Origin of the sequence: Nitrospira sp. SG-bin1 (assembly GCA_002083365.1) — a bacterium.
Taxonomy (GTDB): Bacteria; Nitrospirota; Nitrospiria; order Nitrospirales; family Nitrospiraceae; genus Nitrospira_D.
In genome coordinates, this window is sequence record LVWS01000022.1 from 51,724 (window position 1) to 78,571 (window position 26,848).

Genomic DNA, 26,848 nt, shown 5'->3' on the forward strand with positions numbered 1-26,848 from the left:
AGGCACATAGGAACCGTCGGTTACGGCATATGAGACAAGAGTTTTTGGTATGACTGTTTCAATTCGTTCAGCGCCTTGTTCATTCCATCCTGCACCTCGTGCCATTTCGCATCGGTAGCTCCCTTCAACTGGTCCAATTTCTCCCGGACACCATCCTTTTTCTTCTCCAGCTCGTTGAGCGACTTCTGCAAATCGGCTCGCGTGGACTCAGAGGCTTTTGCAACTTTCTCGCGTAAGTCAATAATCTGGCGATGAATCGCCGTCAATTCCTCTTGAGTCTTTCGTTGAAAAGCCTCCTTCTGTTGTGCCGTATACTCCTTGGTGGCCTCAATCGCTTCCCGTGTCTCTTTCGCAACTTTTTCGGCACTCGCCTCGGACTCGGCAGCCATGCTCGAACAAGGAACCAAGCCTGCCAATACTATTGATACGATACCTACAACCAATCGATTATGATCCATGATTTCCTCATCATGCAGGCCACAGTATGGTTCGTGACCGTTTCTAAGTCACGATCCCTAAACTTTTACAGGAAAGCAGCCGACAAGGGAAGTCGTGACTCATATACTCGCTTTCGAGGAGCACACCCCTTATGGCTTCTGAAACAGGATCGGTCACCACGCCACTTGAACGGCTGGAACAAGCCTTGATCCAGAAAATTGAGGCTGGAGAGATCGAGCTCCCCCTGCTCCCACAGGCGGCCAGCCAAGTGTTGGCACTGGCGGCGGATCCAGCCTCCGATGCGGCGAAGCTCTCCTCGTTGATTCACCAGGATCAGGCGCTGGCCGCCCATGTCATGAGGATCGCCAATTCACCGGCCTACATGCCCCGCAGCCCGGTAGTGTCCCTTCAGCACGCCGTAGCCATGCTGGGCATTACCCTGCTGTCCGAGATCGCCTTTACGGCGTCGTTGAAGTCCGGTGCGTTCAAAGTGCCGGGACATGAGGACGACGTGAAACGATTGTGGCGCCACTCCTTGGCAAGCGGAGCCTTCGCGAAGGAGGTCGCCCGCATGAGACGTGTCAACGTCGAAAGCGCATACCTCTGTGGTTTGCTGCATGAAATCGGTAAACCCGTCGTGTTACAAACCGCTACGACCCTTGCCCATGCGCAGCGAGTGTCCCTTGAAAAGGCGGTCGTCCATGGTTGGGTCGAGGGCTATCATTCCCGCGTCGGAACCCTCATCGCGGAAAAATGGAGTTTGCCCAAGCAGGTAGCGGCGGCCATTCAATATTGCGAAGAATACGACCATGCCAGTTCGTTCCGTCAAGAGTGCCTGCTCACCTGCGCCGCAGATAAGCTGGCAAGCCACCTCCTCTCACCGGGGGATATGCCGGAAGAGACGCTCCGTGCACATCCCGTCTTTGGAGAACTCAATCTTTATCCCAACGACATCGACCAGCTCATGACCACCAAGGACCATGTACTGGCTGTCGTGAATGCGTTGAACCTATGAGCACACCCGTTGCCTTCGATATCCTCGTGATCGGCGCCGGTCCGGCCGGCCAAAAAGCGGCGGTCCAAGGGGCTAAGAGCGGTAAACGCGTCGCGTTGATCGAGCGAGAGCGGGGGATCGGAGGCAGCTGTGTCTATCGCGGCACGATTCCCAGCAAGACATTACGAGAAAGCGCCCTTCATTTGGATCGGCTCAAACGCGCCGGAGAGGCGTTTCAATTCAGTCTCAAACCAGACACTCAAATTGCGACTCTCCTGAGCCGTCTTGAAGACGTCGTCCACGCACATGACTCCTTCATGAGCCGTCAAATTCGGCGCAACGGCATCTCGCTGTTCCACGGACGAGCACGTTTCCTTGGTGAACACACGATCGAAATGCACACGGTGGACGGGGCGCAACAACAATTCACCGCCGAAACCATCGTGATCGCCACAGGATCTCGCCCGAGAAACCCCGCTGAAATTCCCGTCGATCACGAGCACATCCTCGACAGTGACTCGCTGCTCTCCATGATTTACTTACCACGGTCACTGGCGGTCATCGGAGGCGGTGTGATCGGCAGTGAGTACGCTTCTATCTTTGCGCTGCTGGGAGTAGAGGTGACTTTGATCGATCGGGCTCCCTATCCGCTTCAATTTATGGATCGAGAACTGGTCGAACAGTTTATCAAGAGTTTTGAACAGCAGGGCGGGCATTATCTCGGCGGACAGCAGATTGAGAAGGTGCGATGGAACGAGGTGGCACACGTCGTCACGAAACTGACCGATGGCACGCTGATCAATACCGAAAAACTGCTGGTCGCCCTGGGGCGGCAGGCCAACATCGAAGACCTGAACCTCTCCGCAGCAGGCATCATGGTTTCTGATAAAGGCGTGATCCCTGTGAATCAGTACTGTCAGACAAACGTACCTCACATCTATGCGGTCGGCGATATGGTCGGTGCGCCGGCACTGGCATCCAAGGCCATGGAGCACGGTCGACGCGCCGTCCGCCATGCGCTTAACCTTCCGATCGGTGATGCCGCCTCAACCATCCCGTTAGGCATCTATACGATCCCGGAAATGGCGAGTATCGGCCTTGATGAGACGGGCGCGCGGGAACGCTATCGAGATCCTTTAATCGGACGAGCAAAATTTGAAGAAATCGCCCGTGCCCAGATATCGGGAGCCGGCCACGGCCTGCTCAAGATGGTGGCTGATCCGGCCGGGGAGCGTCTACTCGGGGTACAGGTCGTCGGAGATTCCGCCACGGAACTGGTACACCTGGGACAATTGGCCCTCCAGAGCGGCGCGACGATCGAGTCATTTATCGACAACGTTTTTAACTTTCCAACCTATGCCGAAGCCTACCGTATCGCTGCGCTTGATATTCTCGGTCAAGCGGCGAAACGTCGCGCGGCGAAAGCCGCGTAGTGGTCCGTATGGATCCCAGGCGATCATAGGATCATCAGCCGCGATTGACTTACGGTCTAATGACCCTGCAACTTCTCCCTCATAACTCCTCGCCCGGCCACGTTCAAGGTGCCCAGCGAACTTCCAACCAGATGTAATTGGCACAGGATCAGCCCTACGATGCAATCTGCGCTCCGAGCAGTAAACCTCCATGTCTCTCGAAATTCCTCACGACGCCACGAGTCCATGCGGGGCGATCTTTAGCCACAACCGGGCCTCCTCATCTTCCGATGATTTGGTCGGATGCGATGTGATACAGCGAGCCTTATCGGTCGAGAGAAAGAACGAAAGGAGGCAGAGAGGACTAGGCTTCGTCGCGCTCTTGCCTTTCACGTTGAAAGGGATGCATCTCCAAGTCTTTAACCACGTCCTGGAGTCTAGCCCATTCGTTTTGGCCAAGGTTCACAAACTCACACCCAAAACTGCCGGATCGAAACCAGCGAACCACCGCCTGAGAAACCTGGATGGGGGGATCACGATCGGATGTGTGAACGCGTAATTGAAGCGTTGTCCCGGGTTTGACCTCGATGAGGCTGAACACACGGCAGCCTCGAATCGACAGATCGCTCAGGGTACCTTCGCCTGAGACCACATTCGCTGAACTGAACGAACTTCGAAAGTGTACGGTGAACCTGACATGTTTGCGTTGTTCCATGGGCCGATCGCCAAACCTGTGCGTTAGCTAGCCTTTTATATTGCCGATCGGCCTGAGTTCCGCTACTGTTTTTGTAATTCCCGCCCGATCGACGGCTTCGACTACCTCGGAGATGTTCTTATAGGCAAATCCCACCTCCTCGGCCAAACCTGACATAGAAACGGCCTTCACAAGGATTCCTCGTTCTCTCATGTGCTTTTGTACCTGTTCCCCGCGGATGGCCTTTTTCGCCTGTGCCCGCGACATCCTGCGCCCGGATCCGTGCATCGTCGATGCAAACGTGTCACGCATCGCCCTTTCAGTCCCAGCCAACACATATGACCCGGTTTCCATGGAGCCACCGCAGATGATCGGTTGACCCGTCGTACGATACCGTAATGGGAGCTGTTCGCTCGCGGGCCCCAGCGCCCTCGTCGATCCTTTTCGATGGACGACCAAGTCACCTTCCGGATACCGTTCGACTTTGGCGATATTGTGCGCCACGTCGTACACCAACTCCATGCCCATCTCTTCGGCCGAACGACCGAAGACTGCCGCAAAGGCTTCACGGATCTGATGTGTGATCACCTGCCGATTGGCAAAGGCCGTATTCGCCGCGCAATTCATGGCGGCGAAGTACTCCTGCCCATCGATAGACTTAAACGGAGCGCAGGCCAGTTGCTGATCCTTGACTGAGATCCCATAGCGCCGCATCGCTTTTTCAAATACTTTCAGGTAGTCGCTGGCCACTTGGTGACCGAACCCCCGCGATCCACAGTGCACCATCACGACAATCTGATCGTGGCCCGTAATCCCCCAAGCCGACGCCGTCTCTTTGTCAAAGATTCGCTCGTTGGACGCCACCTGGACCTCGAGGTAATGATTGCCGGATCCGAGCGTCCCCAACTGATTCATCCCGCGGTTTCTTGCCTGGTCACTGACCGTTGTAGGGTCGGCACCGGTGATGCATCCTCCTTCTTCGATAGCCTCCAGATCGCGATGCCATCCAAATCCCTGCTCGACGCACCATCGCGCCCCTTTCGTCATGACGTGGTTAAACGACGAGCGGTCCAAACGCACAAATCCGCTTGCCCCGACACCCGCCGGAACTCTCCGGAACAGTTCCGTCATCAATCGATCCAGCTGCGGCTGCACATCTTCCCGAGTCAGGTCTGTTTTAATGAGGCGCATCCCGCAATTCACGTCATATCCAACGCCTCCTGGGGAAATAATTCCGGATCGGACGTCGAACGCCGCTACACCGCCGATGGGAAAACCATAGCCCCAATGTCCATCCGGCATACACAACGCGTACCGTTTGATACCAGGGAGACAGGCGACGTTCGTCACCTGCTCGAAGACTCCAGAATCCATGGATTCAAGGATCGTCGGCGTGGCATAGATCCGTGCAGGCACCAGCATGCCGGACTTCTCGGTAGTGGGGATCTCCCACACTTCATCGGTGATCCGATTGACGCGCATCTCGGTATTCAAGTTCATACGTCCAACACCACCCTTACGGTCCATCGCCCTCTCTCTTGATTTAATCCATAGAGATGCTTGGTCACTCCCTTTACATCGTCCCTCAACGCCTGTGTCGAACCATTGACCGGTTCCCCATACAGCATCCCTGTCAGATTCCAGGTACCATCGGACCGATGAAGGAGCGTGACAGGAACGTGATTAAACACCACTCCCGCCGCATCCTTCCAGTACACCAGGTCGGACAACCAGTCGAACAGCAGCGAGGCAGGATCTTCCTCGATTCGCACGATTGTCCGTTGCCAGGTGCAACCGACTGTCCGGGGATCCGCCATGGCTTCGATGAGGGCATTTGTCGCTCCCTGAAAGAGATCCTGCAACGAATCGCCGACCGCGTCGAACGCGAGATCCGCAGTCGCTATCTCGTCCAAGAATTGATACGCATAAGACATTTCTGTTCTACACAGGGGAGCGCAGAGAAAATTAAGAGGGCAACTCGGTAGAAAACGTGCATAAAGACGCGTCTATCCGAGCTCGAACACTTTTGGGAAATTGGTGAGATTGCGGCACCCGTCTTTCGTGACGAGGACCATATCCTCGATTCGAACTGCTCCTAATCCGGGATAATACAGACCTGGTTCGACGGTGACGACGTGTCCCTCTTGGAGGAGCGACCCGGTTCGGCTGATACGCGGTGCTTCATGAATATCCAGCCCGACTCCATGTCCCGTCCCGTGGAAATACCCCTGCATACGCCCGTTGACCAGTCCGGTCTTATAGCCGGCCTTTTCAAAACGTGTACAGATACCTTGATGGATTTTCATCCCGTCGGCGCCGTCTTTGATCTTGTCGATAGCATCTTCCTGAGCATCCTTCACGATGCCGTACAATCGTTTGAGTTCCGGGCTCGCTTTTCCGCGTATCACCGTCCGCGACATGTCGGCAAAATAGCGGCTCGTCGCGGAGCGAGGGAAGACATCAAAGATGATGCTGCGATGAGCCGGCAACGGCCCACTGCCTTCATTATGGGGATCGCAGGCCTGCTCCCCCCCCGCCACGATCGTATGCTGGGCCACACAGTTCCGCTCCATGAGTTTGACGTTGACCAACTGCTTGACTCGCTCGGATGTCAACACCCCTCCGTCACACCAAAGCTCTCCGTCTTGGATCGACGCTCGACGCAGGAGATCATGAGCCGAGGCTACCGCTTCTTCAGTGGCTCGCTGGGATAGTTCGATCTCTCGAACCTCGTCCGCGGTTTTTACAACACGTTGCTCATAAAAAGGATCGCGCTTCGGTTTAAGGCTGTATCCCAACTCTTGTAATCGCGTCGCATAGATGAAGGGGAAATTGGCGGGGACCAGCAGCCGTCTGACTTTGGATTCTTTCAAGATGATATGCACGATATCGACCGTCGTCGGGTTTTTCATCCCCTGTTTCTTGGCTTTCTGTTCGATTTCCGAGTAGGAGAGCACTCGATCGACCGACGATTGAGCCCTGGCGCGATCCATTTCCAGATCACTCATGACCATCAGCCGCTCACCCTTGATTTCGAGATAGATAAACGGATCCGGTGCCATGAAACGTGTGGCATAGTACAGATTCGAGTCCTGTTCGCTGGCGGCGATGAACAGTGTGGCCGCCTCCGGTTGGGGTATCGTAGTGCGTTTCATGAATGTGCTAGAAGGGCGGCAGAGTTGAATGAAATCCTCGAGATCTCAAGAACATGTAAGAAAGATGCTAGCATGGGGCCTGGGGTCGGTCAAGAATGGTGATTAGTCGAGGACCCAAGATCGCTACGGCACCGCAGGAACCGGAGAGTGAGTCATATCCTTCGGTCGCACGCCGGATTCTTCATCCGGTGTCACCAAATCTATCGGGAGCGTGAGCGTATTGGTCAAGACATCGACCGCGAGTTGGGCCAATCCCGATAGGCCCGATGCAAAGGACTTTACCGGCAGATAGGTCACTTCCGGATCTTCCATCGCGCCTTTCATGGTGAACATCGCCGTGGCAATCCCCTTGCGATCGCCGGCAATAATTCGCCCAAAGAGTGGAATCGTCTTGAGGAATTGCGAGTAAGACCCGAAGGGGCTCACGGCGACGGCAAGATCCAGCTGGTCCGTCGGCAAATCGTAATTTCCGGCCGCGGTAATTTTGAGAATGGGGCTGTCGATGATCAAATTTTCCGTCTGGAACATTCCATCTTGAATGACGACGGTGGCGGAAATCCTGTTGTATGGCAGGCCCTCCTTTTCAAGATCGACCTTCCCTTGCAACACAGCCGGAAGGTTCAACAAACTGATGATCTTCCATACTGCCCGCTCATTTGATTTCAGAATACGACCGTTTTCCAACAACAACTCGACTTTTCCGTTCAGGGAAGGATAGACCCCATGGGGATTGCGCCCATGCCCGCGAAGCACGCCGCTCAATCGAACTTCACCCGATACCCCATGGACTTGCGTCTTGGTCAGTCGCAGCAGATCTTCACATTCGACTCCGGTCGCCCGAAAGGAAAGATCCAGATCCGCCGGCGCCTTTGGAGGAAGGTGCACCACCAGCCGTCCGGCCACTTGCCCATGGGTTGACTCGCCGGAAAGACGATCGACATCCAGGATCCCGTCCTGAATATTGATTCGCGCGGATAGCGAGCTGAACTTCAGATGTTTGTAACGACCACGCGCAACAGCCGCGGCCAGGGTGACGTGGCTGGTCGCGGCCATGGTTTCGAGAAACTCCCGGATAGGAGTCCGTTCTCCTTTGGGAATCACGAGACTCAAATCCAATTGGTTGGATTCGATCTTGCCCGTGATGAGCGGCTTCGTCATCCAATTTCGAACCGTGGCCTCCAAGGCCAGGTCACTGCCTTGAGTCCTGAACGACAACCGTTTGACTTCGACCTCGTTGCGGGACAATTTTACCCGAGCGTAAAGGTCCTGTAGGTGTCCCTCGATCCCTTTCGCCTGCATCAGTCCATTCGTCAACCCCATCCATCCGGTCATTCGCCACGTCCGCCAGTCCCTCTCTCTCCCTTTGACATCGAGCGAGACCTCAAGATTGCCTGCATCGAGTCCGCCTTTCGATATCCAGTCCGGTAGACTGGATACCGACAATGTTCCCGTCGCCACCGCCATATCGATCATGAAGCCATTCCCGAACTGCAGGGCGCCCTTCGCTGGAATGTTCAGTGACGGCAGAACCAGTTCCACTCGCTGTAGCTTGACGTTGGTGGACTCAGGTATCACCCCCTCGAACTCCACAGTGGCACGAGGACCCACGGGTTTTGCAATCGGTCCGAGCGTGACTTTTGCTTCATCCAATACCACAGCGCCCCGTATATGAGGTCTGGCCGCCGACCCAGAAAACGAGACCGTCGAGCTAAGGGTGCCCTCCAACGCATTGTGTTCGAATGCAGAAAAATGAAACAGCCGAACCGCCTGCGCCGCATCACCGCGAGCACGAATAACAAAATCCTGATACTGACTCTGTGATCCACCGGTGACCGTCCCTTGGACCTGCACCGCGATTCCGCCAAGGTGTCCGGACACTTGGTCAAACTCCGTGGCTCCATCGGCCAATACAAATCGCCCCTGCATCCCGGTCACGCGCTCCGGCAAACTGGCATGGGAGAGGCTCACCTGACGAGCCGTAATCTCTCCGCCGGCAAACGTAACCCCTCCTGGTTGGTTCAGCGGTCCAACCAGGCGGAACGTCGATTGCGCCGTACCGGCTGCGTCACGGATGCCGGCCAACAATTGCGTGACGCGCTCCGCTTTCACGGTCTTCGCCAGAAATTCAAGCAGCTGCGACGCTCCGATCTCACCCGTCACTTCCAGTTCCAACCATGGACCTGCATCGAGAAAGGGCACTTCAGCTTTTCCGCCTGTGATCTGCATTGCGCCATACATCCCCGTTATCTTCGTGATGCGGACGCGTCCTGTCTCGACCACCACCACCGCAGCGAGGTCTTTCACGGCGATACGGTCACTGCCGATCAATCCTTGACCGTCGCTCACATGGAACTCTCCGATCGTCGAGAGTTGAGGGCCCGTCGTCGCGGCCCCAGTGAGTGTCGCATTCATCACTTGTACCTTGCCGTCGATCTGACGATCGGCGAGCAGGGCGGGAAGCTGTGGATGGATCCAATCAGGGGGAATGGTTTTAAGGAGCTGGGGCAGGGCCACCACCGAACTGTTGAAGGTCACGGCAAATGTGGGCTGGGGGGTAAGGAGGCCCGATAGATCGGCCTTCCCCTTTAGAGTGATGTTGTTCAAATGTGCCGTCATGTCGGACAACACCATGTCGTACCCCGCGACACCGGGCATGACGCGCACTTTGCTCCGAAGATTCAAGGCCCCTTGAAGGCGTTCAGGCACCGGCCTAGGGCCCAGGAAATCCGCCGCGTCCCGTATCCTGAGAGCGGCCGCATCGATTTGTCCCTCAAACTGAAATCCTCTGGGGGAGCCGGTCGTCTCTTCACCGGACAACGAAACCAACGGTTCTGCTCGTCTGACGATGCCATCCAGCGACACCGCGGATGTGCCCGACTCCCCCCGAGGGGCAGCCGAGACATGCACTTCAGCGAACCCGCGATCAGGATGGACCGTCAACTTGAACTCGACATGTTCCAACATCAGCGATCGAATGCCGTCGGGTCTGGCGACATCGACGACCGTGATCGTGCCGTTGACCAATGTGGCCTCTTTGATCATGAGCGTCCGTGCCATCATGCCTATTGTTTCTTGATCGGCATCTGTTTGCACGCGCGGCTCATCGAAGATATTCCACCGACCACGCTGGTCCCGCCGGAGCGTCAGGGTCGGTTCCTCGATCAACAACCGCTTGCCGACAACTTGTTTTTTTAAGAGCGGTAGAAGACGTAAGACGAGATCGACCCGCTTTGCCGTCAGGGCCACCTGCTCGGACTCTGGATCGTGGATCTTGACATCGGTGAGTTCCACTCGGATACGAGGAAAGACCACAAACTTGACGCGATGCACGTCGATCTTCCTGCCCAGGCTCTCCTCCAGTTGTTCCAGAACAAAGTCCTTAAGATAGTCTTGACCGGTCAAGTCCGTCGAATAGGAAAGGAATACACCGGCCAGCACCGCAAGAGCGAGTAGGATCAGGAGCGCAAGCCGAAGACGGAACACACCACCCCCTTCAGACCTCGTACAGATGCCAGCATCTTACCGGATCAATCCCATGAAATCCATGAACTCAGCGTTCTATAAGGGGTTTCTCCATTCGCTTTCAAAGTTGGAGCGTCACCATCCATCGTGACATTGCGATCCTCCTGTAAGACGCAAAAACGGTCGCGAGGTAACCACAATTTTTGATATCGCGCCAGCGTGGGGCTCTCTTTCACTCCATTGGGCCCGCAGTTGACAGCAGCCGGACGATAGAACTACATGTGTATCATGGCTCTCCATGCTTTCGCCGGCAAACCGGCACCTCCTTCCACACTGGTGGATGTGCCGAGACTGTTATCCGCATACTGGACGGAGAAACCGGATGTCTCGGTTCGAGAACAGCGCGTGTCATTCGGTACATCCGGACATCGTGGCTCTTCCTTCAAATGCAGCTTCAATGAGAACCATATCGTGGCGGTGGCTCAAGCCGTTTGTGAATACCGGGCGACGCAACACGCGACCGGGCCGCTTTACGTTGGAAAGGACACGCATGCCCTCTCGGAGCCGGCCTTCGTGACCGTGCTCGAAGTCCTCGCGGCCAATGGCGTTCACGCTATCATCGATACAGATGAAGGGTTCACGCCTACACCGGTGATCTCGCACGCCATCCTGACTTTCAACCGTGGCCGTACCTCCGGTCTGGCCGACGGGGTGGTCATCACGCCATCCCACAACCCGCCCGAAGACGGCGGGATCAAGTACAATCCACCGCATGGTGGCCCCGCCGACACGCAAACGACCAAGTGGATCGAGGATCGGGCCAACGCTCTTCTCGCCGGTGCTCTCCAAGGAGTACGGCGTCTTCCGATTGAACAGGCTCGACGGGCATCGACTACCCATCGATGCGATTACATTGAAACCTATCTGAGTGACTTAAAAAATGTCATCGACATGGAGGTCATCAAGGCGGCGGGACTCAAGCTGGGGATCGACCCCCTCGGTGGATCCGGTGTGGCCTACTGGCAACCGATCGCCGAACGCTATGGATTGGATATCGAGGTCGTGAATCCGGCTGTCGATCCAACCTTTCGCTTCATGCCCTTGGATTGGGACGGCAAGATCCGGATGGACTGCTCGTCTCCCTATGCCATGGCCAATCTCATTGCACTGAAAGATCGGTTCGACGTGGCATTCGGCAACGATGCCGACAACGATCGGCATGGAATCGTGACGCGTTCGGGTTTGATGAATCCGAACCATTATCTCGCTGCCTCCATCGCCTACCTGTATGCTCACCGTCCCGGCTGGAAATCCGATGCCGGCATCGGCAAGACTTTGGTCAGCAGTAGTTTGATCGATCGCGTGGCAATCAAACTGAAACGGAGGCTCGTCGAAGTGCCGGTTGGGTTCAAGTGGTTTGTGAGCGGCCTGCTCGATGGTTCACTCGGCTTCGGCGGCGAAGAAAGCGCCGGTGCGTCGTTCTTACGACGAGATGGTTCCGTCTGGTCGACCGATAAGGACGGCATCATCATGAGCCTGCTGGCTGCTGAAATGACGGCGAAAACCGGACGCGATCCATCGCAGTCATACCAAGACCTCACGAAAGAATTGGGCGAGCCGGTCTATGAACGGATTGACGCACCGGCTACGCCGGAGCAGAAAGCCATTCTCTCCAAACTTTCGCCTGATCAAGTGAACGCAACAGACCTCGCCGGAGATCGAATTGTGGCGATGCTTACCAAGGCCCCGGGCAATGGCGCAGCTATCGGCGGCTTAAAGGTCGTGACCGAGAACGGCTGGTTCGCCGCCAGACCGTCGGGAACGGAAGATGTGTACAAGCTCTATGCGGAGAGCTTCAGAGGAAAGAATCACCTCAAGCGGATCCAAGTGGAAGCCCAGGCGCTCATCACAAGCGCGTTAGCCTCGCCGAGATGACACTCCTTGCGTCATGAACAAGCACGCTGCGCGCTGGTCCTTGCCGAAGCATGACTATTGGTCCACGCCGTTCGCCGACTCGCTACTGCAGCACCTGGACCTTCGACCAGGCCTGCGCATCCTCGATGTCGCTTCCGGCCACGGCATTCCCGCTTTCTATCTCACCGAGCAAGTCGGCTCGAGAGGACACGTGCTGGCAATCGACATCAGTCCCGGTCAGGTCGCCCGCGCAACAGCCATTCAAGGTTCCCAACTACCATGGCTCCGCTTTGAATGTCTGGACATGCGATCCCTGCCTCCTGATCTCCCGAGCTTTGATCGCATCACGGGCAATCTCTCCGTCATGTTTTTTCGCCCCAATCGGTTCGAAACTGTCGGTGGACTCGTCGATCGACTCAACCCAGGAGGTCAGCTCGTTCTCACTTTTCCGTCCTATGGGACCTTTGATTCACTGTGGCAGCGAGTGGATCACGCGATGATCCGGCAGGGGTTGAGCCAAGAACGAGCGCGTTTCCAAGCCTACCTGAACGAACGACCGTCGGCGCAAGACGGACGAGCTTGGCTCGAATCACTCAAGGTGGACCGCGTCGAGGCTGTGGAGTATCCGCTTGAAGTTGAGACGGGACCCGGCCAGGAGTTTCTCCATCATCCGCTGCTTCGTGGGGGCTTTCTTGACGACGTCTATGAATGTTTCGAGGACCAGCGCCGTGCGGAGGAATTCATGGTGAAACTATCTGAGGACGTCAAAAGCTTCACGCCGCTCATTGCGCAGCGCTGCGTTTTGTCCGGATGGGCAACAATTGGCTTTCATCCGAAGAGACTTGCTGCTCCGCATGATAGGAGCTGCGAACCAGTGGTCCGGATTCCACGTGGCTGAAACCCATCCCAAGCCCTTCTTCTTTGAGAGCAGCGAATTCGGAGGGCTCGTAGAACCGAGCTACCGGAATGTGGCCTCTGGTCGGCTGGAGATACTGGCCGATGGTGATGATGTCGCAATCCACCGCTCGGAGATCACGCATCACCTGACGAGCTTCGCCGAGCGTCTCGCCCATACCGAGGATCAGCCCGGATTTGGTCTTCATTCCATGTCGCTTGGCTCGGGCGAGTAGATCGATCGACCGCTGATATTTCCCTTGGGGTCTGATCGATGGGAAAAGCCTCCGGACGGTTTCAATATTGTGATTCATAATTTCCGGTTTCTCGGCACAGACGGTCGCAAGCGCTTCCTCATTGCCTTCAAAATCAGGAATCAACACCTCGATTGTACAGGTTGGATTCAGCCGTCTGGTCTGCCTAATCGTTTCCGCAAAGACTGCCGCCCCTCCATCCGGTAATTCGTCACGATTCACGGACGTGATAACCGCATGGCGAAGCCCGAGTGCTCGGATTGCTTCTGCAACCCGGCCTGGCTCATCCTGATCTACCGCGTGCGGTCGTCCCGTCTCTACCGAACAATAGTGACAACGTCTGGTACAGATATCACCAAGAATGAGGAACGTCGCCGTCCTGGCATTCCAGCATTCCCACCGATTGGGACAGTGGGCTTCTTCGCAAATCGTGTGGAGCTTGAGCCGTTCCATGGTCTGCTTGACGTCGAGATAATCCGGCCCGGTTTTCGCGGTGACTTTAAACCAGGAAGGAAGGCGACGACGGTCAGATGACGGCTGGGAGCCGGCGGATGATGGCTGATGGCCGGCAGTTCGGAGGTGATCGAGAGGAATAAAGCTCATGGTTCGTTACCCACTTACAGAAGGCTTGAACCAATTCTTTATTCTACCAAGGAGACCAGAGGACTGGGACTCAGCAGGGGGTGGATCCGGATATTCCACCCAGAGCTCCTGGGAACCCAGATAGACACCGTTGCGAAAACTCCGTTGAGTTTTCAACTGTCTGTAACCCTGGACATGCAATGATTGAATCAAAACTGTAAGGGCTTCGTCTTGGGTAGGACGCGTTTCGGTTACGATGCGAACGGTCTCATACCTCAAGATCGCTCGATAACCATCCTCGGCGCGTTCAAATTCGACCGGTCGGCTGAATCCACGTTCTCTATCATCCGACCCGGCAAGCTGATGTTTATCGAATCCTCCGTCCATCGTTCATGCTAAGGCTCGATAGACCGCCACCAAGTCACTCAACGCAATGGTCTTGTTCTTGAGTATGGCCCGTTCGGCCTGAATCGTCTCCCGCGCCTTCGTGTCGGCCGTACCGGCTTTGAGACAAGAAGCCCCCAGCGCCAGAATTCGGTCACATTCCTCGGTAAGTTTTTTCTTCACGACCGGATTGACCGACAAAATCTCCATAAGCTGCCGCCGTGTTTCATTGAGGTGTCCTTGAAGTTCGGAGTCCGGATAGCTCTTGCGAGCCGCTTCATCGAAGCATCGATCAAGATACTGGGCCAGAAAGACGTAGAGACGCACGAGCGCCGCAGCGATATCGGTCTGATCGTTCGGAGAAATGGCCATTCCCGTAGCCTTTCATTCGTTCGTTGATTTCACGTCGAATGTTTTCTAGAGCAATACCTTCACATCCTCCCCTTCGATCGTTACCTGATAGGCTTCCACCTTTGCGGATGGATTGTTCATGCAAGCACCAGTCGTGACATTGAACCGCCATCCGTGCCAGGGACAGGTAACGATAGCGCCTTCCAATTCTCCTTCTCCTAATGGTCCCTCTCGATGGCAGCAGGTATTGCTGATCGCGTGAATGGTCCCGTCCACATTGAATACCGCGACGGCCTTGCCATTCGCTTCGGCTACGATGCCATGCCCTGGCTTGATATCAGCGAGGCCCGCCACACGCACAAACTCCGCCATTCTTTTCCTCCAATGTGATGACTTTCAATTACTGCTGAAAGGTTGCTTGATCTTCTTAAGCAAACTATCGATGGAAGGCCCACTTTTCTCAGTGTCACCCAATTCTCCCATGATCCTCTTGGCAATGTCGCGAAAAGCCGCGGCTTGAGGAGATGCCGGATTGGCCACCACGATAGGATGACCGGTATCCCCTCCATCGCGAATAGCCGGATCGATTGGGATCCGTCCGAGGAACGGCACCCCAAGTTTTCCCGCGGCCCGCTCCCCTCCACCATGAGAAAAAATCTCCGTCCGCTCACCGCAATGCCCACAGACAAAGTAGCTCATGTTTTCGACGATGCCCAGAAGCGGAACATTCACCTTCTGAAACATCGCCATGCCTTTGCGAACGTCGTAGAGCGCGACTTCTTGAGGCGTGGTCACAGTGATCGCCCCAGCTAACGGAACCATCTGCGACAAGGAGAGCTGCACATCGCCGGTGCCGGGCGGTAAATCGATCAGCAGATAGTCCAACTCACCCCAGAGCACGTCTCGGAAAAAAGCTTGCAGGTATTGATGGACCATCGGACCGCGCCAGACGAGCGCGGTTTCCTCCGGCACGAGAAATGCCATGGAAATCAGCTTCACCCCATGATTTTCGACGGGCAAAATCTTGCCCTCTTTCTGCTCCGGTCCGGTGGTACTCCCCATCATCATGGGGATATTGGGACCATAGAGATCGGCATCCAGCAATCCAACCTTTACACCGGTGAGCGCCAATGCACAGGCCAAGTTTGCCGCGACGGTGGACTTGCCGACTCCACCTTTGCCGCTACTCACCGCGATCACATGTTTCACGCCGGGGATCAGATTATCTTTTGCTTGGGGCTGCTGTGCCCCATGACCGTGTTCGTCAGCCATATCGATATCTCCTGCTTGTGATTCCCACTGCGCCAAAGAGAGAACGCGTATCCTTGATCCAGCACGGATCCAGCACGTACGTGCGCTACATCAGCATCATAAGCGATGAGAGACGCGAAATGATATGGGTCGGTCGGGCCATTATCCATGTGGCCTACTGGGGAAGCTCAGTACGAGGTATACTGTGTCAGGAGTATCGATGACTACCGTACCCTCCCCGCTCGAGCCGGCCATCCTTCGTATCGGCGAACAACTTGCCCGGCTCTCCGCCGGTCTCTCACCGTCTATTTTTGATAGCCGATGGTGGTCCCAGTCGGCCATCAATTTGGCGATGAAGGATGCATCGTTTAAGACCAGGTTGTTCCACTTCATCGATGTCCTTCCGGTTATTCAGGACGATGAACGAGTCGTCTCACTCGCCGAAGAATACTTTGGCCGCGAGAGTCATGAATTATTCGGACTTCAATGGGGTTTGAAGGCTCTGACGGCAACGAGCTTCGGGGCGCGCCTGACCGGCAAATCGATCCGGAAGCAAATCGAACAGATGGCGACGACGTTCATTGCCGGAGCCTCGATTGATGAAGCGGTTCCGGCCCTGTCGCAGTTATGGAAAGACGGACGTGCATGGTCTGTCGATCTGTTGGGTGAAGCCACCATCAGCGAACAGGAGGCCGACCACTATCGGGACCAGTGCCTGCACGCGTTGAAGGAACTCGGCCGGGCCGCCGCGACATGGGCTCCCGCTGTCCTGCTCGAACGCGACCACTTGGGACCGATCCCGCGTGTCCAGCTCTCGCTCAAGATCTCGGCGCTCTCATCTCGCCTGGACCCCATCGACCCCGATGGAAGTTACGAATCGGTCGCCGCGCGACTCCGCCCGCTGGTGGACCTGGCCCAGTCGCTGCCGGCCGGATTGATTTTTGACATGGAGGAGGCGGAGACCAAGAACCTGATCCTCCATATTTTCAAGCAGCTCTTTGCAGAACCGGCCTATCGAGCTTATCCCTACGCTGGAATCGCACTGCAGGCCTATCATCGAGAAACTGAACGCGATGTGCAGGACCTGGTGGCGTGGGTACGGGCACGCCATGCGCCCGTCACGATCCGACTGGTCAAGGGTGCGTACTGGGATTCGGACACGGTCCGATATCGGCAAGCGGGCTGGCCGGTTCCCCTGTATGAACACAAAGCCGAAACCGACATTCGGTACGAGCGATTGATTCCAACGCTGTTGAAACACTCCGAGCTTATCCGTCCCGCGTTCGGCACGCACAATCTTCGCACGTTGGCTGCCGTCGAAGCCCATGCCAATGCGCTAGGTCTTCCTCCGGAAGGACGGGAGTATCAAATGATCTTCGGCATGGCCGAGCCGTTCCAGCAAGCCATGGTCAAATTGGGTCGCCGTGTTCGCTTATACAGTCCCGTCGGCCGTCTGCTTCCCGGCATGGCGTATCTGGTCCGGCGGCTTTTGGAAAATACGTCGAACGAATCGTTCCTCAAAAAAGAATACGTCGAGTCGCAGCCGTTGACCCGGCTCCTCGCCCCGCCGACCGTACCGACACCACTTCACCAGGCCGCAAGGGACGGCGTAAAGATTTTTCGCAACGAACCGCACAGCGACTTTTCATGGATGGAGGTACGGCAAGCCATGCAGGCCGGTCTTGAATCGGTTCGGCCTCAGCTGGGCCGACAATGGCACGGTGGTGCATCCGGCATCAGACTCACCGGCCCATGGCTGGAATCCCGGAACCCCTGTAGACCGACCGAACTCGTAGCCAAGGTCCAAAGCGCAGCGATATCCGATCTGGACCACATCATCGAACAGACGCGCAAGCAATGGGACCATTGGCGACGGTACGCTCCAGAGTCACGGGCTGAAGTCCTGCGCAACGCTGCGTCTGAAATGAGCCGTCGCCGCTTCGAAATTGCGGCCTGGGAAATCTTCGAGGTCGGCAAGCCTTGGCGGGAGGCCGACGCCGACGTCGCCGAGGCGATCGACTTCCTCCGGTACTACGCCGATGAAATGGAACGTCTGGCTCGGCCGATGCGATTAGGCCACAGCCCGGGAGAACTCAACCAGCGCACCTATGAACCGCGCGGGGTGACCGTCGTCATCGCACCATGGAACTTCCCGCTCGCCATTCCCACCGGGATGGTGTCGGCGGCACTCGTGACCGGCAATCCGGTCCTCTTCAAACCGTCGGAACGATCCCCCGGTTTGGGAACGTTGATGACGGACATCCTCATACAAGCCGGTGTACCGGCCGGTTGCTTGATCTGCCTCCCCGGTGGACCGGAGATCGGACAAGCACTGGTCGCGCATCCTCATGTCGTGACGATCGCATTTACTGGATCGAAGACCGTGGGGCTTCGCATTTTGGCCGAAGCATCACGGGTGAGTCCGGAACAACAGATGGTCAAACGCGTGATTGCTGAAATGGGAGGAAAGAACGCCATCATCGTCGATGAGACGGCGGATCTTGACGAAGCGATCACCGGCGTTGTCGCGTCATTCGTCGGCTATGCGGGCCAAAAGTGCTCGGCTTGCTCCCGTGTCATCGTGCATCGCGCCGTCTACGACCCATTCGTGTCTCGCCTCCGTGAAGCCGTGCTGAGCGTGGTGGTCGGTGATCCATCACAGCCTGGGACTCACATGGGACCGGTGATCGATGCTCGAGCCCAGACAAGTATCCAGAAGTACATTTCACTCGGTCACGAAGAAGGCCGGCTTCTGGTACAAGGATCCGTGGAGAAGAACGGATATTTCGTCGGTCCGGCGGTGTTTGTCGATATCCAATCGCATCACCGTCTGGCACAGGAGGAGATCTTTGGGCCGGTGTTGTCGGTCATGAAGGCGGACAGTTTTGCCGATGCGATCCGCTTCGCCAACGGAACCGACTATGCGTTGACGGGAGGGGTCTATACCAGGAGTCCCGCCAATCTCGCGATGGCTCGTGAGCAGTTCGACGTCGGAAATTTATACCTAAACCGACCGATTACCGGTGCCCTCGTTTCTCGTCAACCCTTCGGCGGGCATCGGTTCTCAGGGGTAGGATCGAAGGCGGGCGGGGAAGACTATTTGGCTCAATTCATGACCGCCAAAGTCGTGAGTGAGAACACCCTTCGGCGGGGATTCGAATCGACTCAGTGAGGCCTTTGCCGCTTTGATGTCGTATTCTTCGAGTTCTTCTATGATTTCCGTGACCACACCGCGGTCTTCCTTGATGGCGGACAATTCCTGTCGTTCGGCATACTTGACCAGACCGACCCCCTTGGCAAACCAAGCCGTCATCACGTCGATTCCGGAGACCGTGCGGCGGCTTTCGGACAAGTGGATCTTCATGTTCATCCGTGCTTCGACTTTGATGGCATCCTGAAATGTCCCGGCCGGGACGGTGATGGTTTCTCGCCCTATCACTTTGCTCCACCCCTGGGCATCGACCTTTTCATCAATTTGGTCACGATCCATATCGCTGCCGAAATCAACACCCGATCGGTCGAACTGCTGAAAAGTGGACGGGATTCTCAGGGGAAATCGGAAAATCTGATAGGGGGTGATTTGCTTCTCCAACGGCGTCCCTGGTTCCGACCCGTAATAGACGATGCCGACCGCGTCACGTCGATAAAAACTATCCGACGGTCCGTGATTTCCCGGATTCGTGTCATGGAACACCGTTACGGTCACTCCATTCATCCGCTTGGTTCCCGTGACCGTCGATACATTCGCAAAAAACTTCAGGTCGATGGATTGAAGCGGCCCCTCGTTGATCTGGCCGCGGTAGGTCCATCGGCTTCCGACCGTATCGGGGAAATATTCCTCAGACTTTGAAATTGTCACCGGCTCTTCGGCACCGCCGACCACAGACCACAGGGGTAGTCCCAAGAGCACACACACTCCCCCCGTCACGATCATCCGTCGCATATCACATGTAAGCCTTCCCATTGTCCGAACTCCCAATACAACAATTTGACGGTACCATAGGAGTCATGAAACCAGCAAGCCGAGAGGCGCCTGGTTTTGATACGTGCTTGTCATCGCCAGTTTCTCACCGCATAATTCTCTTCGATATGGAATCCTCCTTCTCATCCCGACCTGCCGAGGCTCGACCGACGAAACCGTCCGATCGTCCGGCAGTCCTCATTACCGGGGCCTCCGGAGGCATCGGTCGCGCCATCAGCCAAGGGTTCGGGAGAATCGGATGGTACGTGGGAGTTCATTACTATCGGAACAAATCGGCGGCCGAAGCAACCCTGGACGGCGTTCTAGAGGCAGGTGGGATCGGCGACGTGTATCATGCCGACATTCGGGAAGCTGACTCCGTTCGACGCATGGTCGACCGATTCTCCAACAGCACTTCCGGTCCATTGGCAATGATCTGCAACGCCGGCATCGGGCAGAGCGATCTGCTCGTCCGCCACTCGGACGACATTTGGGATAACGTCATCGCCTCGAATCTCACGGGAACATTTCACTCCCTGCAAGCGATCGCACCTTCCCTGCTTGTTCGTGGAGGAGGTTCCATTCTTATCATCGGTTCCCACACGGGATTTCACGGAGCGACCGGCCAAAGTGCGTATGCGACCTCAAAAGCCGGCCTGATCGGGCTCGTCAGAACGGCCGCACTGGAATGGGGACCGCACAATATTCGGGTGAATCTCCTGCTGCCTGGGTGGCAGAAAACTGACTTGACGGAAGGCATATTTCCCTCGGATAAAGGATGGCTCGATCATGCGCTGCGCCGGCCGCCGGCAATCCAAGAGGTGGTCCGTACCGTCGTGCACATGGCTCAACTCAAGGATGTATCGGGTCAAGTGTGGAACTGCGATAGCAGACACCTTTGAACGACGAACTCAAGTCCATGCGATCAACAGGCGGATCCCCTCCATGACCCACGGAATCTTCATCACCGGCACCGATACGGCTGTTGGAAAAACTTTGGTCTCAGCCGCACTCGCCTTTCATCTCACGAAGCGGGGACTGACCGTCGGCGTGATGAAACCGATCGAAACAGGGATTTCTCCGGCCAAGGAAGCTCAGTCCGATGCCGCACGACTACGATCCATCATTGGGAGTGAAGAGCCATTGGGAGCGATCCGTCCCTACTCGTTTGAACTACCGGTCGCCCCGCTTGCCGCAGCCCAGTCCGAAGGACAGACCATCAATCCAGACACCGTCAAAAAAGTCTATCGTCTCTTAGCCGGCCGGTATGACTGCATGGTCGTGGAAGGAGTCGGTGGGGTACATGTTCCGATCACTGCGAAGATGACTGTAACAGACTTGATCAAGCAATTACGCCTTCCCGTCGTGGTGGTCGGACGATCGGGGTTGGGAGGCATCAATCATGCCTTGCTCACGATTGAGGCCCTTCGCCGAAAACGGATCTCCATCGTCGCCCTGGTCTTGAATCGCACCCACTCGGTTCGATCGGCCCTTTCGCGCATACAGGAACGCACGACCCTCGAGATCCTTCGCAAACAGGCCGGCGTCCCGGTGCTGGGCCCCCTCCCCTATGAGCCAGGCATGCCAGGCCGCTTCCGTCCCTCGGTCATACATGTAGCCCGATCCGCCGCGCTCACGAACCTTGCGAAACTGCTGCTGAGATCCGCGAGACGACGTCACTGACAGCCTGCGAAATGTCCGGAGCATTGAGAATCGTAGAGATCATCGCCACGCCATCGGCTTCCGCACGAATCACGTCTCCAACCGATTCCAGGGTGATCCCACCAATGGCAAAGATCGGCAACGACGTCAGTGATCGGATCGCTCGGAGTCCTTCCAGTCCAACGATCGGATCATGGTCCAACTTTGATCCAGGCGTGAAAATCGGACCAAAGCCAAGGTAATCGGGTCCGCCGGCAGTCGCCGCCAATACCTGTTGAGGATTATGTGTTGAGATTCCGATCAGTTTGTTCGGTCCCATTATCTTGCGAGCAAGGTTGAGTGGCAAATCTCCTTGCCCCAGATGCACTCCATCGGCATCTACCGCGAGCGCTAGATCACAACGGTCATTGACGATGAATGACACACCCCACTCATGGGCGATCTTCCTGAGGGGCAACGCCTTCGCATAGGCCTCCTTCATCGAGGCGGTCTTGTTCCGGTACTGGAAAAGCTTGGCTCCGGCGTTGGCAGACGCTTTCAGCACATCATGAAGCGGGCGTCCCGGATTCACAGAGGGATCGAGGATCACATAGAGACCGGACAATGACGGCAGCGCCGACTTCTGATCTCTTGAGACCGATCCCATGTCAATTCCGTTTGGCACGTTCCAATGCTTTTTGTTTGACGATACGGAAATGGGTGATCAATTCTTGCCGCACGACCATCGCGATCAACCAATCCGGCGCGAGCGAGTTGGGTTCAACGGTCAGCTCAAAATCCGCGCGTGTCTGATCTCCTTCCCCGGCCGGCTGCAGCTTCCACACTCGATGATAGCGCTTGAAGTCACCCGCTTTCAGATCCGTCACCAAACCACCGTTCGGCAATACTCTGGATTCGGTCACCAACCGACGTTCACCGGGCATCACGGGATGGTCGATACGAAGATCGATCGTGGCAACCCCATCCTGGACGTTCATTTCAGCCACTCTCATACGAACCTCGAAGAGGTCGGGCCAATGGGCGTAGTCGGACAAGAGTTCCTGTATGATGTCGGGTTTGGCCGGGAAGAACGGATGCGCCGTCGCGCGAACACCGCCGCCAGATTCCGCCTTCACCTCCAATCCATCCGTATCGGCCGCTGCCGCTCTCCATGATCCCGATACCGCAACACCTGACGGACCCTGCACGGCGAGCAAAAGCAGGACGGCCAGCCGGAATCCCCGCGGTTTACCCGACGATCGCATCCAGCAGCCGCTGGTGAATCTTCCGAACCCGTTCAAGTTGGCCTTTGGCGGGAAAGCGTTCATAGAAACCCTCGGCGCGGAACTCCTTCGCCAGCGTCGCCCAGGGCTTGACGATCTCGGCAAACGGTTGATGCGAGCGTTGCTCGTCCCAGTCGCTGATGAGCTTGCGATCCACAATCAGATCGTCCAGGACGCGAATCAACGCCTTGAGTGTCACATCACGGGTAAACATATAGCGGTCATTCTGCCCCCAGACGTCCCCCATGACGTCCTTGACTCCCTTCAGGTAGTCGCGCACCAACGCATAGCAGCGATCAGCCTTCATGCCCAGATGGGACTCGATCCATCGCTTGTGAGCCGTCACAACTTTCAGCAGCTCATTAAAGACTTCGGACTGCAGGATCCATTTCTCCTGCTTGCTCCGTCCTCCCAGGCGATTGATCTTGTACTGCAACGGAGAGTCCGATTCACCATAGAGAAGATTGACGACCTTCGCGGTGAATTTCTTTTCCGGACTTTCCCACGACACCTTTTCATAGAGGTCAACCAGGTGAGACCGGTTGATCCTCGTATGGGTGGAGTTGATGATGACGAACATCTCGGTGGCAAAGTCGGCGCTCCTTCCGTCGAACAGCAGGCACGGCACCTCGACCTGCGCGCTTTGCTCCGGATGTTTTTCATGGAAAAAGTGCAGTCCCGCAAGTCGATGTTGCCCGTCGATGACCAGGTACTTTCCTTTCGGCTCGCTCAAGTGGCCGATCGAATCCGAGTTGTCGGCCTTTTGGAAGCGCAGTGTTTCATCTGTAAAGAGCAGCACCGTCCCGGGAATCATCGGTTGAGCCACGACGGTCTCATAAAAATTGACGATCTGCTTGATCTTCTGCCGATTCAAGACCCGTTGGAATCCCTTCTCGCTCCGTTCGATTCCCGCGATAAACCGCGCGACTTCATCATGTTCAGAAATCTTGGCCTGCGTGATCTCTTCGCCTTCGAAATAGTAACGGCTGGTGAATCGGACCTTCTGCAAGAGCTCACCGGCCTGGTACGCAATGAAATAGAACGTGCCCTCTTTTTGTGTGATCCGCGTCGCGAGCATGGAGCCTCCATTTGGTGTGAATAGAAGCTGGCGGGTGGATTCTACGCGGCCCGCTCCATGGCCGCAAGACAAAGACTGTGTTACCATCCCGACCATGGGGATTCGACGTAAGGCCGGTGGTTTTTTGATTGTCTTGCTCTGGACCCTGCTCATTCTTCCCTTCGGCACCACGGCGCAGGAAGTGGAGGAGTCCGGAGCCACCACGGAGTTGTCGTGCAGCTTTTCCATGGAAAAAGGTGAAACCGGACGCCCCTGCCACGTTCCGTTTCCACAAGGATGTCTCGTCGCCACCATACCCGGCACCAAGCAACCCTGGACCACGATCTCGAAAGGCGGACGAACCCAATGTCGGTTCGATGAAACGGAGAGCGACTGGAAGTCGAATATCGTCGGGACCTGCGACCGATGCCAATCGGTCCGATGCTCGGCCCACTTCAGTGTCCGCTTTGATTGCTCCGCCCGGCACTGAACGCTGTTGTATCCCATGTCCATCACGGAGGCAATCAAACAAGAAGCCCGTGCGCTGGGATTCGATGCGGTCGGGATTACGCGGATTTCCAGCGATCCTTCTCGGTCGGCCGTCGGTGACCGGGAAAGCAGATCCGCTCCACTTTCCTCAAATACGGCATCTCAAAGCCTCTTCAACCGTCTCACGGAATGGCTCCGACGGGGCTATCACGGCACCATGGCATGGATGGAACGAAACCCGAATAAGCGTGCCGATCCGGGCGAAGTATTGCCAGGCTGTCGCTCGATCATCTCATTGGGAATCAACTATCTTACCGAGCACCGTGCCGACGAACGGCCGGGCTACGGCCGTATAGCCCGGTATGCGTGGGGACGCGACTATCACAAGCTGTTTGATTCCAAACTCAAGCAACTGGAACAGATGATTCACAAGGTCGCCCCCGACGTGAAAACCCGTTCGTACGCCGACACCGGCCCCATCATGGAGAAAGCCTGGGCTGAGCAGGCGGGTTTGGGCTGGATCGGGAAACATTCCAATCTCGTATCAGCCGAGTACGGTTCCTGGCTGCTGTTGGGAGAAATATTGACCACGTTGGAGCTGGAAGCCGACGAGCCAGCGACCGATCTCTGTGGCAGCTGCACCCTTTGTATTCAAGCGTGCCCAACGAAGGCGATCGTTCAACCCTATGTGGTGGATGCCACCCGTTGTATTTCCTATCTGACCATCGAACTGCGCGACGATGAGACCGCCGTTCCACACGAGCTGCAAGCAGGTATGGGAAACAAGATTTTCGGCTGCGATGATTGCCTTGACGTGTGTCCGTTCAATCTCCGCGCCGAACCGACTCGAGAAAGCGCCTTTCAGCCGTCGAGTTGGGCCCTCTCCCCCGACCTCTATCAACTTTCCACGCTGGATGAGGCGACCTTCGCGACCATATTTCAACAAAGCCCGATTCGGCGTGCAAAGCTCCATGGGTTTCACCGGAACGTCGCTATCGCGCAACGCAATCTCAAACGCTCGTAACCCTTCGGACCTTCGCCTTCGAGTATCACTGATCATCCTCCGTAATGAGCCGAACACCTCCTTCCCTCTCCACCTCTGCAAGTCCCACGACCATGCCGGGAAGTTCCTCCGCCAAGAACAACGACATAGCGTCTGATCGAGGAGGCGATCTTATGTCTCGCACTTCGCTCTAGCTCTTGTGCATCACAATGCTACAGGCGCATTCATAGATCGCTTCGGTGTGAATCGGTTTGGATACAGTACGTGTATATTAGCCGCTTGAAACATGAAATAGATATTTTTCCCATCGAACCCTTAGGCCTCAGCAAAGGCTTGAACAGTCTGATAAATCACTTCACTTCGCACTGGAGCGATTGTTTCCATTCTGAACAGCAATATAGGCGGCAGGGGAGGTATGCATTGTGCTTAACACCATGGCAATGACCTCATGCTCGTGCGGCAAGGCCATACGGACCCAGCTGACACGCAATAAAATTTTTTCTTTGTATTTTTTCTACGGAATTTGGTAGATAGTTGACCCGGCGTCTGCTTGATGAGTGGTGGGGGGCATGATTCGCCGTGCTCATCAGTGCAGCGTCTCTTTTCCATACAATCTAAAGGGAGGCTACTATGCAGAGGTTTCGTGTACTCACATTAACCCTCGGACTCGGCGTCCTCTTGGGAGCCAGCGGGTGTATCACGATGCCCGGATCCGCGGGGGCCAAGGTCCACGATGTCACCTTCACGGCGACGGAATCGGAAATCGTCATCGACGGGAACGGGACGAAGTACAAGGCCTGGACCTTTAATGGGCAGATGCCGGGCCCAGTCGTCCGGGTCACCGTAGGGGATACGGTCAACTTCACCCTCGTGAATCCCTCGACGAACGCCTTGGGCCATTCGATGGACTTTCATGCAGCCGAGCTCGATTTCTTGAAGAACTACAGAGAGATCAAGCCAGGCGAGACGATCAAGTATACGTTCGTCGCGAAGAAGCCTGGCGTGTTCTTCTATCACTGCGGAGCACCGCCGATGATTCAGCACGTGGCCCGCGGCATGTTCGGCGCGATCATCGTTGATCCGAAAGACGCGAACGCGTGGCCAAAGGCCGATCGGGAATTTGTCCTGGTGCAATCCGAATTGTGGAAGAACCCCGATAACGTGCAGGCGATGTTCGATCGGAAGTTCGACCACACGATCTTCAATGGCGGCGTCTTCAAGTATCATCCCTTTTTCCCGGGATCGGAACCGTTGGAAGTCAAGGTCGGTGAACGGGTACGAATTTATTTCGTGAACGCCGGGCCGAACGAGTTCTCTGCGCTCCATCCAATCGCCGAAATCTGGGACAATGTCTATGAGAGCGGCAACCCGGCCAACAAATTCACGGGGGTCCAAACCTATGTGGTCGGTCCGGGCAGCGCCGCCACATTCGATATGATCGTTGATGAACCAGGAGCCTATCCGGTCGTGACCCATTCCTTAACGAGCGCCCTCCGAGGTGCGATTGCAGTGGTGATCGCCAACAAGGAACCCAAGAAGTATGACAACTTGATGCCGCTCACCCCCTGGAACCCATAATCACTCAGCGGGAAAAAAGACATCATGCAGTCATATTATTTTACACACAAA

The 26,848-nt window shown here is 56.1% G+C and carries 24 protein-coding genes; 9 read left to right on the forward strand and 15 right to left on the reverse strand.

The annotated features are described in order from the left end of the window. Nucleotides 1-20: 20 nt before the first annotated feature. Nucleotides 21-458, reverse strand: coding sequence for a hypothetical protein (locus A4E19_17465; GenBank protein OQW34709.1), 438 nt, complete (start codon nt 456-458; stop codon nt 21-23). 131 nt (nt 459-589) lie between these two features. On the opposite strand from A4E19_17465, the gene A4E19_17470 reads away from it, so the two are divergent. Next, on the forward strand, nt 590-1,453 hold the full coding sequence (locus tag A4E19_17470) for a hypothetical protein (GenBank protein OQW34710.1): 864 nt from the start codon (nt 590-592) through the stop codon (nt 1,451-1,453). Further along, the gene (locus A4E19_17475) at nt 1,450-2,865 is read left to right on the forward strand and encodes an NAD(P)(+) transhydrogenase (GenBank protein ID OQW34711.1); all 1,416 of its coding nucleotides are present in this window, start codon (nt 1,450-1,452) and stop codon (nt 2,863-2,865) included. The genes A4E19_17470 and A4E19_17475 overlap by 4 nt, the downstream gene beginning before the upstream one ends. A 343-nt stretch (nt 2,866-3,208) precedes the next feature. On the opposite strand, the gene A4E19_17480 is transcribed toward A4E19_17475, so the two are convergent. From A4E19_17480 to A4E19_17500, 5 genes are all read right to left on the reverse strand, one after another. Continuing rightward, nucleotides 3,209-3,559: a hypothetical protein gene (locus tag A4E19_17480; GenBank protein OQW34712.1), complete on the reverse strand. Its 351-nt coding sequence runs from the start codon at nt 3,557-3,559 to the stop codon at nt 3,209-3,211. Between the two features lie 27 nt (nt 3,560-3,586). After that, nucleotides 3,587-5,020 (reverse strand): RNA-splicing ligase RtcB, encoded by a 1,434-nt coding sequence (locus A4E19_17485; GenBank protein ID OQW34824.1) that lies wholly within the window; start codon nt 5,018-5,020, stop codon nt 3,587-3,589. Nucleotides 5,021-5,034: 14 nt separating this feature from the next. After that, nucleotides 5,035-5,472, reverse strand: coding sequence for a hypothetical protein (locus A4E19_17490; GenBank protein ID OQW34713.1), 438 nt, complete (start codon nt 5,470-5,472; stop codon nt 5,035-5,037). 72 nt (nt 5,473-5,544) lie between these two features. Continuing rightward, nucleotides 5,545-6,693: a Xaa-Pro aminopeptidase gene (locus A4E19_17495; protein OQW34714.1), complete on the reverse strand. Its 1,149-nt coding sequence runs from the start codon at nt 6,691-6,693 to the stop codon at nt 5,545-5,547. A 123-nt stretch (nt 6,694-6,816) separates the two neighbouring features. Next, on the reverse strand, nt 6,817-10,176 hold the full coding sequence (locus A4E19_17500) for a hypothetical protein (protein OQW34715.1): 3,360 nt from the start codon (nt 10,174-10,176) through the stop codon (nt 6,817-6,819). Between the two features lie 258 nt (nt 10,177-10,434). On the opposite strand from A4E19_17500, the gene A4E19_17505 reads away from it, so the two are divergent. After that, nucleotides 10,435-12,090, forward strand: coding sequence for a phosphoglucomutase, alpha-D-glucose phosphate-specific (locus A4E19_17505; GenBank protein OQW34716.1), 1,656 nt, complete (start codon nt 10,435-10,437; stop codon nt 12,088-12,090). 761 nt (nt 12,091-12,851) lie between these two features. Here the strand turns inward: A4E19_17505 and A4E19_17510 are convergent. Genes A4E19_17510 through A4E19_17530 form a run of 5 tightly spaced genes read right to left on the reverse strand, consistent with a single transcriptional unit; the run spans nt 12,852 to nt 15,806 of the window. Further along, a complete protein-coding gene (locus tag A4E19_17510) occupies nt 12,852-13,820 on the reverse strand; it encodes a lipoyl synthase (GenBank protein OQW34717.1) in 969 nt (322 codons plus the stop codon). Between the two features lie 6 nt (nt 13,821-13,826). After that, nucleotides 13,827-14,186, reverse strand: coding sequence for a hypothetical protein (locus A4E19_17515; GenBank protein ID OQW34718.1), 360 nt, complete (start codon nt 14,184-14,186; stop codon nt 13,827-13,829). 3 nt (nt 14,187-14,189) lie between these two features. Next, on the reverse strand, nt 14,190-14,555 hold the full coding sequence (locus A4E19_17520; protein ID OQW34719.1) for a hypothetical protein: 366 nt from the start codon (nt 14,553-14,555) through the stop codon (nt 14,190-14,192). Nucleotides 14,556-14,600: 45 nt separating this feature from the next. Next, the gene (locus A4E19_17525) at nt 14,601-14,906 is read right to left on the reverse strand and encodes a non-heme iron oxygenase ferredoxin subunit (protein ID OQW34720.1); all 306 of its coding nucleotides are present in this window, start codon (nt 14,904-14,906) and stop codon (nt 14,601-14,603) included. 24 nt (nt 14,907-14,930) lie between these two features. Then, the gene (locus A4E19_17530) at nt 14,931-15,806 is read right to left on the reverse strand and encodes a hypothetical protein (GenBank protein ID OQW34721.1); all 876 of its coding nucleotides are present in this window, start codon (nt 15,804-15,806) and stop codon (nt 14,931-14,933) included. Nucleotides 15,807-16,005: 199 nt separating this feature from the next. Between A4E19_17530 and A4E19_17535 the strand changes: the two genes are divergently transcribed. Continuing rightward, nucleotides 16,006-18,957 (forward strand): hypothetical protein, encoded by a 2,952-nt coding sequence (locus A4E19_17535; protein OQW34722.1) that lies wholly within the window; start codon nt 16,006-16,008, stop codon nt 18,955-18,957. Here A4E19_17535 and A4E19_17540 read toward each other — a convergent pair. After that, on the reverse strand, nt 18,850-19,728 hold the full coding sequence (locus A4E19_17540; GenBank protein OQW34723.1) for a hypothetical protein: 879 nt from the start codon (nt 19,726-19,728) through the stop codon (nt 18,850-18,852). The genes A4E19_17535 and A4E19_17540 overlap by 108 nt on opposite strands. A gap of 146 nt (nt 19,729-19,874) precedes the next feature. Here A4E19_17540 and A4E19_17545 point away from each other — a divergent pair, with 146 nt between their 5' ends. Continuing rightward, nucleotides 19,875-20,648 carry a hypothetical protein gene (locus tag A4E19_17545; protein ID OQW34724.1) on the forward strand — a complete coding sequence of 258 codons (774 nt, stop codon included), beginning with the start codon at nt 19,875-19,877 and terminating at the stop codon, nt 20,646-20,648. Between the two features lie 43 nt (nt 20,649-20,691). Continuing rightward, a complete protein-coding gene (locus tag A4E19_17550) occupies nt 20,692-21,429 on the forward strand; it encodes a hypothetical protein (protein OQW34725.1) in 738 nt (245 codons plus the stop codon). Here A4E19_17550 and A4E19_17555 read toward each other — a convergent pair. The 3 genes from A4E19_17555 to A4E19_17565 form a co-directional block, all read right to left on the reverse strand. Next, nucleotides 21,380-21,994, reverse strand: coding sequence for a thiamine phosphate synthase (locus A4E19_17555; GenBank protein OQW34825.1), 615 nt, complete (start codon nt 21,992-21,994; stop codon nt 21,380-21,382). The genes A4E19_17550 and A4E19_17555 overlap by 50 nt on opposite strands. 61 nt (nt 21,995-22,055) lie before the next feature. Next, nucleotides 22,056-22,652: a hypothetical protein gene (locus A4E19_17560; GenBank protein ID OQW34726.1), complete on the reverse strand. Its 597-nt coding sequence runs from the start codon at nt 22,650-22,652 to the stop codon at nt 22,056-22,058. Next, nucleotides 22,636-23,748, reverse strand: a complete 1,113-nt coding sequence (locus tag A4E19_17565; GenBank protein ID OQW34727.1) for a hypothetical protein — start codon at nt 23,746-23,748, stop codon at nt 22,636-22,638. The genes A4E19_17560 and A4E19_17565 overlap by 17 nt, the downstream gene beginning before the upstream one ends. Before the next feature lie 34 nt (nt 23,749-23,782). On the opposite strand from A4E19_17565, the gene A4E19_17570 reads away from it, so the two are divergent. The 3 genes from A4E19_17570 (at nt 23,783) to A4E19_17580 (ending at nt 26,797) form a co-directional block, all read left to right on the forward strand. Beyond that, on the forward strand, nt 23,783-24,217 hold the full coding sequence (locus A4E19_17570; protein OQW34728.1) for a hypothetical protein: 435 nt from the start codon (nt 23,783-23,785) through the stop codon (nt 24,215-24,217). Between the two features lie 15 nt (nt 24,218-24,232). Continuing rightward, nucleotides 24,233-25,240 carry a hypothetical protein gene (locus A4E19_17575; protein OQW34729.1) on the forward strand — a complete coding sequence of 336 codons (1,008 nt, stop codon included), beginning with the start codon at nt 24,233-24,235 and terminating at the stop codon, nt 25,238-25,240. A gap of 609 nt (nt 25,241-25,849) precedes the next feature. Then, nucleotides 25,850-26,797, forward strand: a complete 948-nt coding sequence (locus A4E19_17580; GenBank protein ID OQW34730.1) for a nitrite reductase — start codon at nt 25,850-25,852, stop codon at nt 26,795-26,797. Nucleotides 26,798-26,848 lie beyond the last annotated feature (51 nt).